General features: G+C 48.6%; 14 protein-coding genes. 3 read left to right on the top strand and 11 right to left on the bottom strand.

The features are described from left to right. Window positions 1–155 precede the first annotated feature (155 nt). Window positions 156–2,078: a S9 family peptidase gene (locus ACSZLD_RS09990; RefSeq protein ID WP_444685091.1), complete on the top strand. Its 1,923-nt coding sequence runs from the start codon at window positions 156–158 to the stop codon at window positions 2,076–2,078. Between the two features lie 67 nt (window positions 2,079–2,145). Here the strand turns inward: ACSZLD_RS09990 and ACSZLD_RS09985 are convergent, their stop codons facing one another. After that, entirely contained in the window at window positions 2,146–2,385 is a 240-nt protein-coding gene (locus tag ACSZLD_RS09985; protein ID WP_377910796.1) for an HPr family phosphocarrier protein, read from the bottom strand. A gap of 106 nt (window positions 2,386–2,491) precedes the next feature. On the opposite strand from ACSZLD_RS09985, the gene ACSZLD_RS09980 reads away from it, so the two are divergent. Then, entirely contained in the window at window positions 2,492–3,133 is a 642-nt protein-coding gene (locus tag ACSZLD_RS09980; RefSeq protein ID WP_377910797.1) for an NUDIX hydrolase, read from the top strand. A gap of 105 nt (window positions 3,134–3,238) precedes the next feature. Here the strand turns inward: ACSZLD_RS09980 and mtnN are convergent, their stop codons facing one another. Continuing rightward, on the bottom strand, window positions 3,239–3,949 hold the full coding sequence (mtnN, locus tag ACSZLD_RS09975) for a 5'-methylthioadenosine/S-adenosylhomocysteine nucleosidase (protein WP_444685090.1): 711 nt from the start codon (window positions 3,947–3,949) through the stop codon (window positions 3,239–3,241). 313 nt (window positions 3,950–4,262) lie between these two features. Here mtnN and ACSZLD_RS09970 point away from each other — a divergent pair, with 313 nt between their 5' ends. Then, complete coding sequence (locus ACSZLD_RS09970; protein WP_377910799.1) at window positions 4,263–4,469, top strand: DUF2536 family protein; 207 nt, start codon at window positions 4,263–4,265, stop codon at window positions 4,467–4,469. Between the two features lie 798 nt (window positions 4,470–5,267). Here the strand turns inward: ACSZLD_RS09970 and ACSZLD_RS09965 are convergent. The 9 genes from ACSZLD_RS09965 to alaS all read right to left on the bottom strand — a co-directional run bounded on the left by ACSZLD_RS09965 (window position 5,268) and on the right by alaS (window position 13,330). Beyond that, complete coding sequence (locus ACSZLD_RS09965) at window positions 5,268–6,029, bottom strand: YrrS family protein (RefSeq protein ID WP_444685089.1); 762 nt, start codon at window positions 6,027–6,029, stop codon at window positions 5,268–5,270. 194 nt (window positions 6,030–6,223) lie between these two features. After that, complete coding sequence (greA, locus tag ACSZLD_RS09960) at window positions 6,224–6,694, bottom strand: transcription elongation factor GreA (RefSeq protein WP_377910801.1); 471 nt, start codon at window positions 6,692–6,694, stop codon at window positions 6,224–6,226. Between the two features lie 182 nt (window positions 6,695–6,876). Further along, window positions 6,877–7,512: a uridine kinase gene (gene udk, locus ACSZLD_RS09955; protein WP_444685088.1), complete on the bottom strand. Its 636-nt coding sequence runs from the start codon at window positions 7,510–7,512 to the stop codon at window positions 6,877–6,879. 59 nt (window positions 7,513–7,571) lie between these two features. Then, window positions 7,572–8,216, bottom strand: a complete 645-nt coding sequence (locus ACSZLD_RS09950) for an O-methyltransferase (protein WP_444685087.1) — start codon at window positions 8,214–8,216, stop codon at window positions 7,572–7,574. Window positions 8,217–8,287: 71 nt separating this feature from the next. Next, window positions 8,288–9,415, bottom strand: a complete 1,128-nt coding sequence (gene mltG, locus ACSZLD_RS09945) for an endolytic transglycosylase MltG (protein ID WP_444685086.1) — start codon at window positions 9,413–9,415, stop codon at window positions 8,288–8,290. A 147-nt stretch (window positions 9,416–9,562) separates the two neighbouring features. Then, window positions 9,563–9,880 (bottom strand): DUF1292 domain-containing protein, encoded by a 318-nt coding sequence (locus tag ACSZLD_RS09940; RefSeq protein WP_444685085.1) that lies wholly within the window; start codon window positions 9,878–9,880, stop codon window positions 9,563–9,565. Between the two features lie 16 nt (window positions 9,881–9,896). Further along, window positions 9,897–10,307, bottom strand: coding sequence for a Holliday junction resolvase RuvX (gene ruvX, locus ACSZLD_RS09935; RefSeq protein ID WP_377910806.1), 411 nt, complete (start codon window positions 10,305–10,307; stop codon window positions 9,897–9,899). Beyond that, complete coding sequence (locus ACSZLD_RS09930; protein ID WP_444685084.1) at window positions 10,304–10,570, bottom strand: IreB family regulatory phosphoprotein; 267 nt, start codon at window positions 10,568–10,570, stop codon at window positions 10,304–10,306. Before ACSZLD_RS09930 ends, ruvX begins: the two co-directional genes overlap by 4 nt. A 129-nt stretch (window positions 10,571–10,699) precedes the next feature. Further along, window positions 10,700–13,330 (bottom strand): alanine--tRNA ligase, encoded by a 2,631-nt coding sequence (gene alaS, locus ACSZLD_RS09925; RefSeq protein WP_444685083.1) that lies wholly within the window; start codon window positions 13,328–13,330, stop codon window positions 10,700–10,702. Between the last annotated feature and the right edge of the window lie 235 nt (window positions 13,331–13,565).

Raw genomic sequence — 13,565 nt, 5'->3', positions numbered from 1 at the left:
AAAGCAGCACTCCTTTTATGTATAAAACCTTATTGCAAACGGTTGCACTAAAACCTTAGCACATCTTTCCACACCTTGACAACTCCTTATTTATTTCGCAATTCGAATAAATTTTTGCTACAGTGTAGGTAATACATACGTTTAGGAGTGATAGAATGAAGCAACCCGCAGGTATTCAAGACTTATTTCGGTTATCTATCGTAGAAAACCCGCAGCTGTCTCCGGACGGGACAAGTGTGCTGTTCGTTCGGCGCCAGCTGCTGGACGACCGCTACGCTTCTCAGCTGTTTGTGCAGCGTCTGGATGAACCAGAAGCGGTGCAATGGACATTCGGACCCGGAACGGTTTCATTCCCTGCCTGGTCCCATGATGGTAAGCAGATCGCCTTTATCTATCGAAAGCCTGATGAGAAAGCAGCAAGACTTTGCATAATTGCTGCAGACGGCGGAGGAATACAGGAAATACTAACGTTTCCTGCGGGTGCCGGACCCTTGATGTGGACTGCTGAGAGCAAAGAGCTGATCGCAGCTGTAATGGAAGAAACGGCAGAGCAGGACGATACGCCCAACGCACGCTCCATCACTACGCTTGACTATAAATCTGATAAAGCCGGTATGCACGAAGGCACCTATACACAGCTGATGTCATCTGACCCTCTCACTGGAGAATGGACATCGCTGACAGCATCTGCTGCAGACAAATCACTGCTTGATGTATCAAAAGACGGGACCCGCATTTTGTATACTGCGAATGAACGTGGCGACGGAACACAGGGCTCTGATCTGTATATACTGGACCGGCAAACAGGCCAGTCTGATAAGATCGCACATGGCTCCTACAGCAGTGCCTCTTTTTCACCAGACGAGCACTATGTCGCCTTTATCGGACATGATCAGACACATCGCGGAGCAGGTCAAAGTCACGTATCCTTTTACGACCTGCACGCACGCAAGCTGGTGACAACAGTGTCTTCGCTGGACCGCTCTTTCTCCGATACGATGATCGGTGATATTCGCGGCCCCGCAGCAGATCAACGGCCGATCTGGACCCATCAGGACACTGTCTGCGTTCCGGTTTCTTCATGGGGCAGTGTTAATATGAAGACCGTTTCCATGTCGGGCGAGATTGCGGCCGTAACAACAGGCAGCCACCACGTTTTTGATGCATCTTATCACGATCATTCCGGTCTCATGGTTGTCGGCGTCAGTACGCCTATGTGTCCAGGAGAACTGTATCTCATACGCGAAGGAGAGCTGCAGCCTCTTACATCGCTTCAACAGAGCTGGAAGGATCAAGTGGAGCTCCTGTCACCTGAAGAGATCACGTTTAAACGCGATGGATATGAGCTTCAAGGCTGGGTGCTTAGTCCTGAACATGCTGATGGACGAGGTCTCTTGCACATTCACGGCGGACCGCACGCCATGTACGGCAATACATTTTTCCATGAAATGCAAATACTGGCTGCTGAAGGAACATCCGTCTTTTACATGAATCCGCGGGGAAGTCACGGCTATGGACAAGATTTCGTGAATGCCGTTCGTGGAGATTACGGCGGCGGTGATTTTGATGACCTGATGATGTTTACAGATGAGACACTTTCCAAGTATTCCTCTATTGATTCAAACAGGCTTGGGGTGACCGGGGGAAGCTACGGCGGCTTTATGACGAACTGGATCGTGGCTCACTCTGATCGCTTTAAGGCAGCTGCCACTCTGCGCTGTATTTCAAACTGGATCAGTTTTTATGGCGTCAGCGATATCGGCTACTTTTTCACAGATTGGGAGCATGGTACGGTACCGCCGGAAGGAGTGGACGAGCTCTGGAGAATCTCTCCGCTCAAATATGCCAACAACATTCAGACTCCTTTACTGATCATGCATGGAGAAGAAGATTTACGATGTCCAATGGAACAGGCAGAGCAGCTTTATATTAACTTAAAACGGCAAAACAAGCCTGTATCCTTTGTCCGTTTTCCGAACTCCAATCATGAACTGTCGAGAAGCGGCCATCCGCGTCTGCGCAGACAGCGGCTCACCTATTTGCGCGACTGGTTTCATGAGCAGCTGCTGAACACGTAAGCAGTATTTATATATCAAAAGCCATTCAGGAATGTTCCTGAATGGCTTTTAATTGAATCGGGATAAATTATTCGAAGATCCCCTGGTCTTTAAACTGTTGAATGGCCTGTTGATCAGGCTCTCCTGAAAAATCCAGTTCAATTTCATCGCCCGGCTGCAGAGATACTGCCAGAACACCGAGCAGGCTCTTAGCGTCAATGACCCAGTGGTCTTTACGAATCAGCACGGTATCCTCGTACTCTCCTAAACGGTTAACAAATGTGCTTGCGGTTTCCCCAAATACAGGCTTTTTAACAATCAGTTTCATGTGTGCACGCCTCCTTATGTATTTTTTATAGTATAGCTTACTAAAAAGGAGGTTCCAAGTTTTTCTTTCAATAAATCGTCATGGTAAACTAATAGCAGGAAAGGGTGTGAGTCCGTTGGACAGACTGCAGCAATATTTTCAACAGCGCAAAGCCGATATTTTGCACGCGGAACAATATCGCGAATATGCCGTATTTGTACCGGTCATCCGCCGCTCGGGGGAGGATCACTTTTTATTCGAAGTCCGGTCTCCGCACGTGCCGCAGCCGGGGGAGATCTGCTTTCCCGGCGGTAAAGTAGACAGCACCGATCCATCGCCTGCTCAAGCCGGGATGCGTGAGCTTGCAGAAGAAACAGGGGTCCTCCCTTCTCAGATTACCTATTATGGAGAACTCGACTATATGATTACACCAATGCGATCTATTATTTATCCTTTTTTCGGGCGCATTGATGAGGACGCTGCGATTCAGCCAAATGAGCAGGAGGTTGCAGAGGTGTTTACCGTTCCGGTAAGCCATCTCCTTGCAACTGCCCCGGAAACACATCCCGTTCATATTGCAGTGGAGCCTTCAGAAAGCTTCCCATACCATCTCATCCCTAAGGGAAGACAGTATCCTTGGGGAAAAGGGAGCGTGCAGGAGCACTTTTACCACTACCAGCAGTACACCATTTGGGGACTAACTGCCCGCATATTAACACATGCGCTCGATGAGGTTAAAAAAGCAGAATCATTGAAGAAAACGTTATAGCATCGGTTGTCAATAGAATGACGGTTCCACGAACTTTAATGACCCGGCGATGAAGGGACCGCCGGGTCATTGAAGCAGTATATCAGTCCGTCCACTACATAGTCCTTATAAAGCGTTGTTTTTACGGCGCAGGTCTTCAAGCATTAGAAGCACCATGTTGGCCGAGTTGACAGAAGCCGTTTCCAGAAACTGATCATACGAAACGCGTGCATCCTGTCCGGCAATGTCCGATAAGGCACGGATAATAACAAATCGAATCTCAAACTGATGACAAACATGTGAGATAGCCCCAGCTTCCATTTCAGATGCATACGGGTCCGCAAAGCGGCTGCGGATCAGCGTCGTCTGCTCATCGCTGCTGATAAAGGAGTCCCCGGATACGATTAATCCTTCCACCGCGGTCGCACCAGCTTCTTCAACACATTCTTTTGCCGTTTCCACAAGCATGGTATCCGGCACATAAAAAGCAGGCATACGTGGCACCTGGCCAAATTCATACCCAAAAACTGTGGCATCCACATCATTGTAGCGTACCTGTGTTGACACGACGACATCTCCGACTTTAAGCTCTTTATGGAAACCTCCGGCTGAACCGGTGTTGATAATATAATCAGGGAAAAACAGCTGAATCATGAGCGTTGTACTGATTGCCGCATTCACTTTCCCTATGCCGGATTTTCCGATAATGGTGTCGACGCCGCGCAGCTTTCCTTCAAAAAATTCACAGCCGGCTATAACCGTCTCTGTATAGTCTCCCATTTCCTTTTTCAACAGCTCAACTTCTTCCTCCATTGCACCAATTACACCTATTCGCATCCCTATCGCTCCTTCAGTCTCTCTTTGCAACTTTTACTATCTTAACGTACGACCGGCCGCAGAGCAACCAGTCTTCACCTGCAGGAATGGACGAATTCATCCCAGAGGTACCTGTGTTTCTCAGGAAAATACGTCAATTATTTAGAACAACCCTTTCGGTCTCTTTGTGGAAAGCTGTTTAAATGAGGAACGTTCCCCTGCCCAGCTTCTGAATCGGCCTTATACAAATTGTCTTGAAGCGAAAATCCGTTTAACCTTTGCGCGATTTCGATTATACTAACGGAGTACGCTTTTCGGAAAGGAGAAATTGACCATGTTTATTACCCCAGATTCCATTCACGATAAAATTGAGTTTTTTCAAGAAGCTGATTTTACGTCTCTGGAATCCGCTATACAGCAAAAAATTGATGCAAACAGCACACTCATGCTAGAGGTTCACCACGTCGCTTATGAGACTGTACATGTGCAGGATAAACGACCTTACGTAACAGCGATGGTCCATTTTAAACAAAAAAAGTAACAGCCTGCAGTCTTCTGTTGCGGCGGCTTTCAGAGTGTTGATAACGTCATTTCAAGTGAATGACTTTGCATCTGCCTGCATCTGCGGACACTCGCTTTCCGGAGGGAACGGCCTCCGCTAACCGCTTCTTCCTTTCGTCCGCCGGATCTTCGCCTCGTTCTGATCCTCTCGGGAGTCGAGTTTCCCCCGATTTAGCAGCTGGCTGTCCGGTTGAAACCCTGGTGATGATTCACACGAGCTTGTTCCATCTAGAGGGAACCTTTCGTTAGGCAGCGCTTCGGTGTCGAATCGGGATGAACGTCAACGTATCCACCAAAAAAAGCCGCAGCGTCCAGCGATTGGAACGTTTTTCTCCATTAAACAAAACCATTTCCCCTTTGTGTCCGGCGTCCCCGTGGAAGCTGCGCAGCCTGAAGATGCCGTGCCGTTCAGATCTGCGAACGGCATGAAAAGCGCGAGCGGAGCCGGAACATGTCTTGAAGGCTTCTTGTGAGAAGCCTGAGTCCGAGTGAAGCCTCATCGCCGTTCGAACTTGAACGGCATGAAAAGCGCGAGCGGAGCCGGACTATGTCTTGAAGGCTTCTCATGAGAAGCCTGTGTCCGAGTGAAGCCGCGCCATCCTTCCCTTCATACAGGGGTCACCCTGAGAAATAGCTGAAGGGCAAGCCCACGGCAGGCTCGGTAAACAGAGGGGAAAGTCAATCAATCGAATATTCATGTAGGCTATTTGACTTTCTCAAAAGCCTGAAAGCCGCCCGGCGTAAATGTGCCGGGCGGCTGTTATCGTTCGTATAGCTGTTAATTATAAGGATTGGAAGAGAGTCGATCCACACCGACCGGCATCCAGCCTTCGTTTTCAACCCATTCAAGCTCCACCTGATAAGGATTACTGTAATCAGTACCTCGTTCACTAACTGTACCGACTGCTGTTTGAGGACTTCCACCGTTCTCCAGTCTCCAAATAATCAGATCATCTTCGTCATTCGGCAGATCTGCTGCATAGACGATAGCACGAACCATTTCGTCCCAGTTCACGTGACTGCGGTCAAAAACAGGTTCGAACGGTTCTTCCTGGACCGTCCCAATCGGTCCCCAGTCCCCGTTTTGATCCGTATTATAGGCATCATCATTTTCCGTCAGATCGGCTTCGTTTCCGCCGCGGTCATTCGAATTGTTTTCGTTAGCGTCGTTATTGTCGTTATTAGCGTTATTCTCATTGCTGTCGTTCGCATTGTTCTCATTTGTGTTTGTTTCATTCGAAGCGTTGTTTTCAGCTTCGTTATTCTCATTTTCCTCATTATTCAAATCGATGTTAATCGATTCATTCTCATTCGAATTCTCGTTTTCGCCGCCGTTCAGGTTGATATCCCCGTTATCAGCCGAGTCGGCTACCTCCTGAGACGCACCATCTTGTTCAGCTGCTTCATCGCTGCCGCCTGTAAAGAGGCTGACGCTTACGACCACGATCAGCAGTGCTACGAGACCAATGGATATATTTAATATCGAGTTCATACGCTGTTTCTTTTTCACGTTTTGACGCTGCGGAATTTGTTTGCTCACGTTGAAACACTCCTCCTTCGCCCACTCTTTTCCTTTTATTATAGATGATCCGTGCAGATAATTCGATAACCTTTCTTCCTATTCGACGGTTTTTTTCTTTATTTAGGACTTTTACGGCTGTGCTCCGGTATTTTTACATAGTTTCGCTGCACATACCAAAACCGGTCGCCTCTGATGGCAGACCGGTCTGTGGTTTAGTAAATCTCAATAATTTCAACTTTCATATCGCCGCCTGGCGTTGATACGATTACCTGCTCCCCGATCTCTCGGCCAAACAGGCTTTTAGCCATTGGCGAATCGTTGGAGATCTTCCCTTCCAGCGGATCTGCTTCCGCGCGGCCGACAATCGTATATTCTTCCTCATCGCCATCTGGAAGCTCCTTGAATTTAACCGTTTTTCCAACCTGAACAGAAGATGTGTTCGTATCTTCCTCGATGATCTCTGCGTTACGGATCATCGATTCCAGCTGTTGAATACGGCCTTCAACAAACGCCTGCTCTTCCTTGGCAGAGTCATATTCAGAGTTTTCAGAGAGATCGCCAAAGCTTCTTGCTACTTTGATTCGCTCGACGACTTCTTTACGTCTTTCTGTCTTAAGAAGCTCCAGTTCTTTCTCAAGCTTCTCTTTACCTTCCTCCGTCATATAATGCTTTTCTTCTGTCATAGGTGTTCCTCTCCTTCACACAAATCTGGCAGGCAGCGTTTTCAAAAATAAGTCACCGTATATACAGGGAAGCGCCCGGCGCATTCAGCACCGGGACGCCGGAAATACGTTACAAAAATGAAAGTCTTATCCTGCGTTACAATTGTCATTATATAGAAAAAAGTCCTTTCTGCCAATAGGCTTTATAACATGGACTTTTCCTCTAGAATGGTTTTTATTTTCGTTACCATTAAGTCAATCGCCACGTGGTTATGACCGCCTTCAGGAACGATAATATCAGCATATCGCTTAGTCGGCTCAATAAACTGCAGGTGCATTGGTCTTACGACAGAGGTGTATTGATCAATGACACTGTCAATGGTTCTGCCTCGTTCATTGATGTCTCTCAGCAGTCGTCTGATGATCCGCATATCTGAATCAGTATCGACAAACAGCTTAATATCCATCAAATCACGAAGCCTGCTGTCTTCTAGGATCATGATTCCTTCAAGAATAATGACATCTCGCGGCTGCACGGGAATAACGCGCTCTGCCCGCGTGTGGTTGGCATAGTCATAAACCGGCTTATCAACAGCTTCACCTTTCATCAGCTGATGAAGATGTTCAATTAATAAATCGTTATCGAATGCCAGCGGATGGTCATAGTTCGTTTTTAAGCGCTCTTCCATTGGCAGATGTGTCTGATCTTTATAATACGCATCCTGCTCAATCATCAGAATGGAATGCTCTGAAAACTGATTGTATACTTCATTCGCTACGGTTGTTTTTCCAGAGCCGGAGCCCCCTGTGACTCCGATAATAATGGGTTTATTGTGCATAATGGCGATTCCTTTCACGTCATAGTACAAGAGTATAATTTACATGTCAACTGATCTGTTCAATTCCGTTTGCGCGCTGCAAGCAGACCGTCACCTACTGGCAGGATCATCGTCTGGAACTGTTCAGATGCCATCAGACTTGCGTTAAACGCACGCAGTCTGTCTGACATGTTGATGAATCTTTGGGACTCTGGCTCCTCAGTGCCCGGCACGTAGCCTCTAAACAGCACGTTATCAGCGGCAATCAGACCGCCGGGCTTTACCATCGGTTCATAGGTCCTGAAAAAAGCCTCATAGCTGCCTTTCGCTGCATCAATAAACAGCGCATCAAACGGCCCGTATTCAGCTGCTTTTGCAGCGGTTTCCAACGCATCACCCTTGATGAGCCGGAATCGTTCAGCAACGCCGGCCTTCTTCACATTCATTTCTGCTTCTGCAGCGCGTTCGCTGTCTCTCTCAATGGAGATCACTTCAAGGTCCGGCAGTTCTTCCAATAGCCGAATAGCAGAGTAGCCGACGGCCGTACCGATTTCCAGGATGCGGGAAGTGCCGTTCATTTGCAGCAGCGTAATCAACGCATGCAGCGCTTCCCGATCCATGACTGGAATATAACGACGAAGCGCGTCCTGTTCCAGCTCAGCTGAAAATCCGCTGGTAGACGGAATCAGCTCTGTCAGATAGGTTTTTAAGGCATCCTGCTGCATCTGTAAAAAACTCCTTCGTTAACAGCCCGGATTATTTTATCACGGGGTTTTTCGAGTGTCAAAACAACTTCCTACTGATATTGCCCCACCGTCTGCTGGTGCTGCTCATACGTTTCGTTGAAATAAATATTTCCCTCTGGGGAGTGATAAAAGTAGAGATAGCTGTGTTCCTCCGGGTTTTCGACAGCCTGAATGGAAGCTACTCCCGGATTGTTGATCGGTCCTGCAGGCAGACCGGTTTGATTGTACGTGTTATAAGGTGATTCAATTTCGGTATCTTCGTTAAACGTACGTGAGAGTCTTTCCCCGTGCGCATAGGATACAGTAGGATCCATCTGCAGCGGCATTGGCACGCGCATCCGGTTTTCAATCACTCCGGAAATCATCGGCCGCTCTTCATCATTCTGCGCCTCACCCTCAATAATGGAGGCCGCCGTAAGCAGCTCATGAATTGTATAGTCACTCTCCCCTGTCAAGGCTGCGTTCAATTCCGCTTGCATCCGGTCCAGCATTGTCTCAATAATCTCCTCTGGCTGCGGGGTTTCCTCCAGGAAATCGTAGCGCGCCGGGAAGAGGTAGCCTTCAAGAGGTTCACGCAGATCCTCATCCAGTATTTCTTCTGTCAGCATGTCATACTGCTCAATCAGTTCATTCAAATAGTCTTCATCACGGGCCGTGCCGATGAGTTCTTCTACCTCCAAGCCAGATTCATCAGCTGCACGTGCAAAAATTTCTTCCGCCCAGAACCCTTCCGGAATAGTAAAGGAAAGTGCATATTCTTCCTGAACGGAGCCTTCCTTCAGCTCTTCTATGATGTCATCTACGCTCATAGCGGTGGAGAGCTGATACGTCCCTGCCTGAAAGCCGCTCTCATTCTGGAATCGTACATAATACCGGAACATCGTTGAACTGGATATAACTCCATTCTCTTCCAGAACTCCTGCTATCGTATCTGTACCGGAGCCAATTGGAATTTCCACCTCAACTTGTTCTGGTTCTTCCTCATCCACCGGGCCGAGAGAAGCCATTACGTATTGATACGATCCGAACGCGACCGCGGCTGCAACAAGAATCATAAGTACAAGCAGTGAAAAGACAATTTTTCGGACGAGTCCTGCTTCCTTTCGTCTCTCCTGCAGCAGCTTCTGATGCTGTTCACGGCGCTGCTGCTTTTTTTCTTCTTTTGATAATTCTGTCATCCCATTCTCTCCCTCCCAGCCCGGTGAACACGAATACATGTCCACCGACAAAACTGCGCTGGACAGCTGTCACACAAAACAGAGCGGCCCCCCTGAAGCAGCCTGCTTCCGGAACCGCCCTGCTTTATCCTGCAGGCTGCTTATATTTTACTGATCCTCGTCCAGATCTTGGATCGTATTGAATACTTCCTGGACCATATCCCATTCCTCTTCCGTTTCAATTGGGAAGAGAGAGAGATCTTCGCCTCCAGTATCCTCATAACGGAAGGCGTGCACCTCTACTTCGTCTTCGTCTGATTCTCCGGTTCCCTCCGGTGCAATCAGCACATAAGAGTGACCTGTCTGCGGGTTATCGAATTCCAGCACCTTTTCAAATAGGTGCTCGTCGCCTGTTTCCTGATCCGGAATAATGATCCGGTTATCATCCTCAGCAGGCTTTCTGATTTTCAGATCGGAATCTGCCATCGTCTCAATCGCTCCTTTACGGTCTGCTGTCGAGATAATTTTGTAAAATCATCACAGCAGCCATTTTATCGATTACTTTTTTCCGTTTCTTGCGGCTGACGTCTGCACCGACCAGCATCTTTTCCGCTGCGGAAGTCGACAGACGTTCATCCCACATCTCTACGGGTAACTCTAATTCCCTTCTCACCTTCTCTGCAAACGCCATGCAGAGTTCGGCACTGGGACCGAGGGTTCCGTTCATGTTTTTCGGAAGCCCGACAACGACCGTTGAAACGTCGTGCTCGTTGAAAAGCTGTTTCAGCTCACGTAAATCGGCCTCTTCCTCTGTTCGACGGACTGTTTTCACACCCTGGGCGGTCCAGCCGAAGGCATCGCTTACAGCGACGCCGATCGTTTTCGTGCCGACATCCAGACCTGCTGTTCTCATTTGTTTTGTCCATCCTTCAAGTATGACCGGACGAGGGCTTCAATCATTTCATCCCGTTCCAGCCTGCGAATCATACTACGTGCATCGTTGTGGCGCGGAATGTATGCAGGATCGCCGGACAGAAGGTAGCCGACAATTTGATTGATCGGATTATACCCTTTCTCCTCCAATGATCCGTATACGCTCTCGAGCACTTCGCGGACCTGTCTGTCCATTGAATCGTCATTAAAGTTGAATTTCATTGTTTTGTCCATGGAACTCATTGCTTTCCCGCCTTTCTATCGTGCCGGATTGTTTTCCATGCCCGGGTCAGCCCGCAGCTTATAAGAAGCGGGCATGCCGGCTTTGATTCTATTCTAGTACGAATTGCAAGAGAAGTACATGCTTCTCCTCTATGCTGTCACAATTTCTGACACTTTATTCAGTGCTTCCGGAATTTTTGAAGCGTCTTTCGCTCCAGCCTGTGCCATGTCAGGCCGGCCTCCGCCGCCTCCGCCGCAGACAGCCGCGACTTCCTTGATGAGCTTTCCAGCATGATAGCCTTCCTGTACAAGATCAGGAGATACAGCTGCGACAAAGCTGACTTTTCCGCCATGCGATGCACCGAGTACTAAAATCCCGGAGTCCATCTTCTCTTTCAATGAATCAGCAAGGCTTCTCAGCGCATTCATATCCGGCGCTTGAACCTGCTCTGCCAGAACCGGAACGCCGTTCACATGCTCAACTCGATCTAGAATAGCTGTCGCTTCGATCCGGCTGATTCGGGACGTAAGAGATTCGTTTTCCTTTTCTGCATCACGCAGCTGCTGCTGAAGCATCGATACGCGCTGCGGAACTTCTTCGGCACTTGTTTTCAGCGAAGCTGCTGTCTGCAGAAGCACATTCTCCCGTTCTTTCATATATTCATAAGCTTTTTGGCCAGTGACTGCTTCTATTCGTCTGATGCCGGCGCCGATACCTCCTTCCGAGACGATTTTGAACAGTCCGATCTCGGCAGTGGAGGCTACGTGGCAGCCCCCGCAAAGCTCCAGGCTGTAGTTTTCCATTTGCACGACGCGTACGCTGCTGGAATATTTCTCGCCAAATAACGCCATAGCGCCCATCTCTTTCGCCTGCTCCAGACTCGTTTCAAAAATCTCAACCGAAATCCCGTTCCAGATTTTCTCGTTGACGATTGCTTCTATTTTCTCTTTTTCCTCTGTGCTGACAGGTCCAAAGTGGGAAAAGTCGAATCGCAGTCTGCCTGGCTCCACTAATGATCCAGCCTGATTGACGTGCTCCCCTAATACATCCTTTAGTGCCTGATGCATCAAGTGGGTGGCAGAATGATTTTTAATGATGTCTCGCCGACGTTTTCCTTCCACCTCAGCAGTCACTTCTGCTCCAGTTGAGACAGTACCGGAAAGGACTGTCGCTTCGTGCAGATGCTGGCCGTTTGGCGCCTTTTGAACATCCGTAATTTCCAATTCTCCGCGGCTGCTTTTAATCAGGCCGGTATCTGCAGTCTGTCCACCGCTCTCCGCATAAAAAGGTGTTTCTGAAAGCATCAGATGAATACGGTCTCCTTCTCCGGCCATATCCGTGCGTGCCCCATCTTTCACAATGGCAGTAACAGTCGTATCAGCTGATAAAGCATGATACCCCGTAAAGACGGATGGCTCTGTAATAGCACCGAGCACTTCATCCTGCTGCTGCATGGAACCAGAGTCCTGCCGAGCTGCACGGGCGCGATCCCGCTGTTTCGCCATTTCAATCTCGAACCCATCCCGATCTGCTTTTAATCCTGCCTCTTCTGCGTACTCCTCGGTTAAATCAACTGGGAACCCGTACGTATCATAAAGCTTAAACATGCCTGGTCCATCCAGCGTTTCGCTGCCGGAAACTTTAGCATCGGCGATCATCTGCTGCAGCATTGTCAGCCCTTCATGAAGCGTTTCGTGAAAACGCTCCTCTTCGTTTTTGACGACCTTTTGAATGAACTCGGACTTTTGCAGGACTTCCGGATAGAAATCTTTCATTATTTCACCAACGACCGGAACAAGGCGGTACATAAACGGTTCGTTAATACCGAGCGTTTTCGCATACCGGACTGCGCGGCGCAGTAACCTTCTCAGGACATATCCACGGCCTTCATTAGATGGGAGTGCTCCGTCTCCGACTGCAAACGTTACGGTACGGATATGGTCAGCCACTACTTTAAATGCTGTATCCATTTCGCTGTCACGGCCGTATTCTTTACCGGAAATGGAGGCCGTCTCACGAATGATCGGAACAAACAGGTCTGTGTCGAAATTCGTTTTAGCGTCCTGAATGACAGAGACCATCCGCTCCAGTCCCATGCCGGTATCAATATTTTTCTTTGGAAGCGGCGTGTAGCTTCCGTCGCTGTTATGGTTAAACTGGGAAAACACCAGGTTCCAAATCTCCAAGTGACGTTCATTTTCTCCGCCTGGGAACATTTCCGGATCAGTTGGATCATCGCCGTACGCAGGTCCTCGGTCGTAGAAAATCTCAGTATTTGGTCCGCACGGGCCTTCCCCGATGTCCCAGAAATTTTCCTCGAGTCTGATAATGCGCTCTTCTGGAAGACCGACCTCTTCGTGCCAGATCTGAAATGCCTCGTCATCCTCCGGATAAATCGTCACGGCAAGCTTTTCCGGATCAAATCCGATCCATTTTTCGTCGGTCAGAAATTCCCATGCCCAATGAATCGCTTCTTTTTTGAAATATTCGCCGATCGAGAAATTGCCGAGCATTTCGAAAAATGTGTGATGCCTTGCTGTTTTCCCGACATTTTCAATATCATTTGTACGGATTGATTTTTGTGCATTAACGATACGCGGGTTATCAGGAATCACTCGACCATCGAAGTATTTTTTTAACGTGGCGACCCCGCTGTTGATCCAGAGCAGAGACGGGTCCTCATGCGGAACGAGCGAAGCACTCGGCTCCACTGCGTGCTGTTTTTCTTTAAAGAAATCGAGATACATTTGTCTGACCTGTGCAGATGTCAATTGTTTCATCGTTCATCTCCTCCTCGCAGTTTGCATAAAAAAATCCCGTCTCCCGGCTTCTTGCCAGGGACGAGATGCTCGCGGTACCACCCTTGTTACAGACGTATGTCTGTCGCTTAAAAGTGCGTAACGGGCACGTGCCGGCAGGGTTTATCCTGCACTCGGGAGCAGCAGCTGCAGCGCTTCTCTGAAGACTTCTTCCAGCCATGGAAGTCCTTCTCTGGCAGAGGGCTGCTGCAGCATT

Origin of the sequence: Alkalicoccus luteus (assembly GCF_052061695.1) — a bacterium.
Lineage (GTDB): Bacteria > Bacillota > Bacilli > Bacillales > Salisediminibacteriaceae > Alkalicoccus > Alkalicoccus luteus.
Note: the sequence above shows the minus strand (reverse complement) of the source record. Positions and strands in the feature narration are given on the sequence as shown.

Coding starts and splice junctions, on each gene's coding strand:
- ACSZLD_RS09970 (WP_377910799.1), top strand. CDS start 4,263: ATGTTTATTACCCCAGATTCCATTCACGATAAAATTGAGTTTTTTCAA.
- mtnN (WP_444685090.1), bottom strand. CDS start 3,949: ATGCGAATAGGTGTAATTGGTGCAATGGAGGAAGAAGTTGAGCTGTTG.
- alaS (WP_444685083.1), bottom strand. CDS start 13,330: ATGAAACAATTGACATCTGCACAGGTCAGACAAATGTATCTCGATTTC.
- mltG (WP_444685086.1), bottom strand. CDS start 9,415: ATGACAGAATTATCAAAAGAAGAAAAAAAGCAGCAGCGCCGTGAACAG.
- ACSZLD_RS09930 (WP_444685084.1), bottom strand. CDS start 10,570: ATGAGTTCCATGGACAAAACAATGAAATTCAACTTTAATGACGATTCA.
- ruvX (WP_377910806.1), bottom strand. CDS start 10,307: ATGAGAACAGCAGGTCTGGATGTCGGCACGAAAACGATCGGCGTCGCT.
- ACSZLD_RS09985 (WP_377910796.1), bottom strand. CDS start 2,385: ATGAAACTGATTGTTAAAAAGCCTGTATTTGGGGAAACCGCAAGCACA.
- ACSZLD_RS09990 (WP_444685091.1), top strand. CDS start 156: ATGAAGCAACCCGCAGGTATTCAAGACTTATTTCGGTTATCTATCGTA.
- greA (WP_377910801.1), bottom strand. CDS start 6,694: ATGACAGAAGAAAAGCATTATATGACGGAGGAAGGTAAAGAGAAGCTT.
- ACSZLD_RS09940 (WP_444685085.1), bottom strand. CDS start 9,880: ATGGCAGATTCCGATCTGAAAATCAGAAAGCCTGCTGAGGATGATAAC.
- udk (WP_444685088.1), bottom strand. CDS start 7,512: ATGCACAATAAACCCATTATTATCGGAGTCACAGGGGGCTCCGGCTCT.
- ACSZLD_RS09950 (WP_444685087.1), bottom strand. CDS start 8,216: ATGCAGCAGGATGCCTTAAAAACCTATCTGACAGAGCTGATTCCGTCT.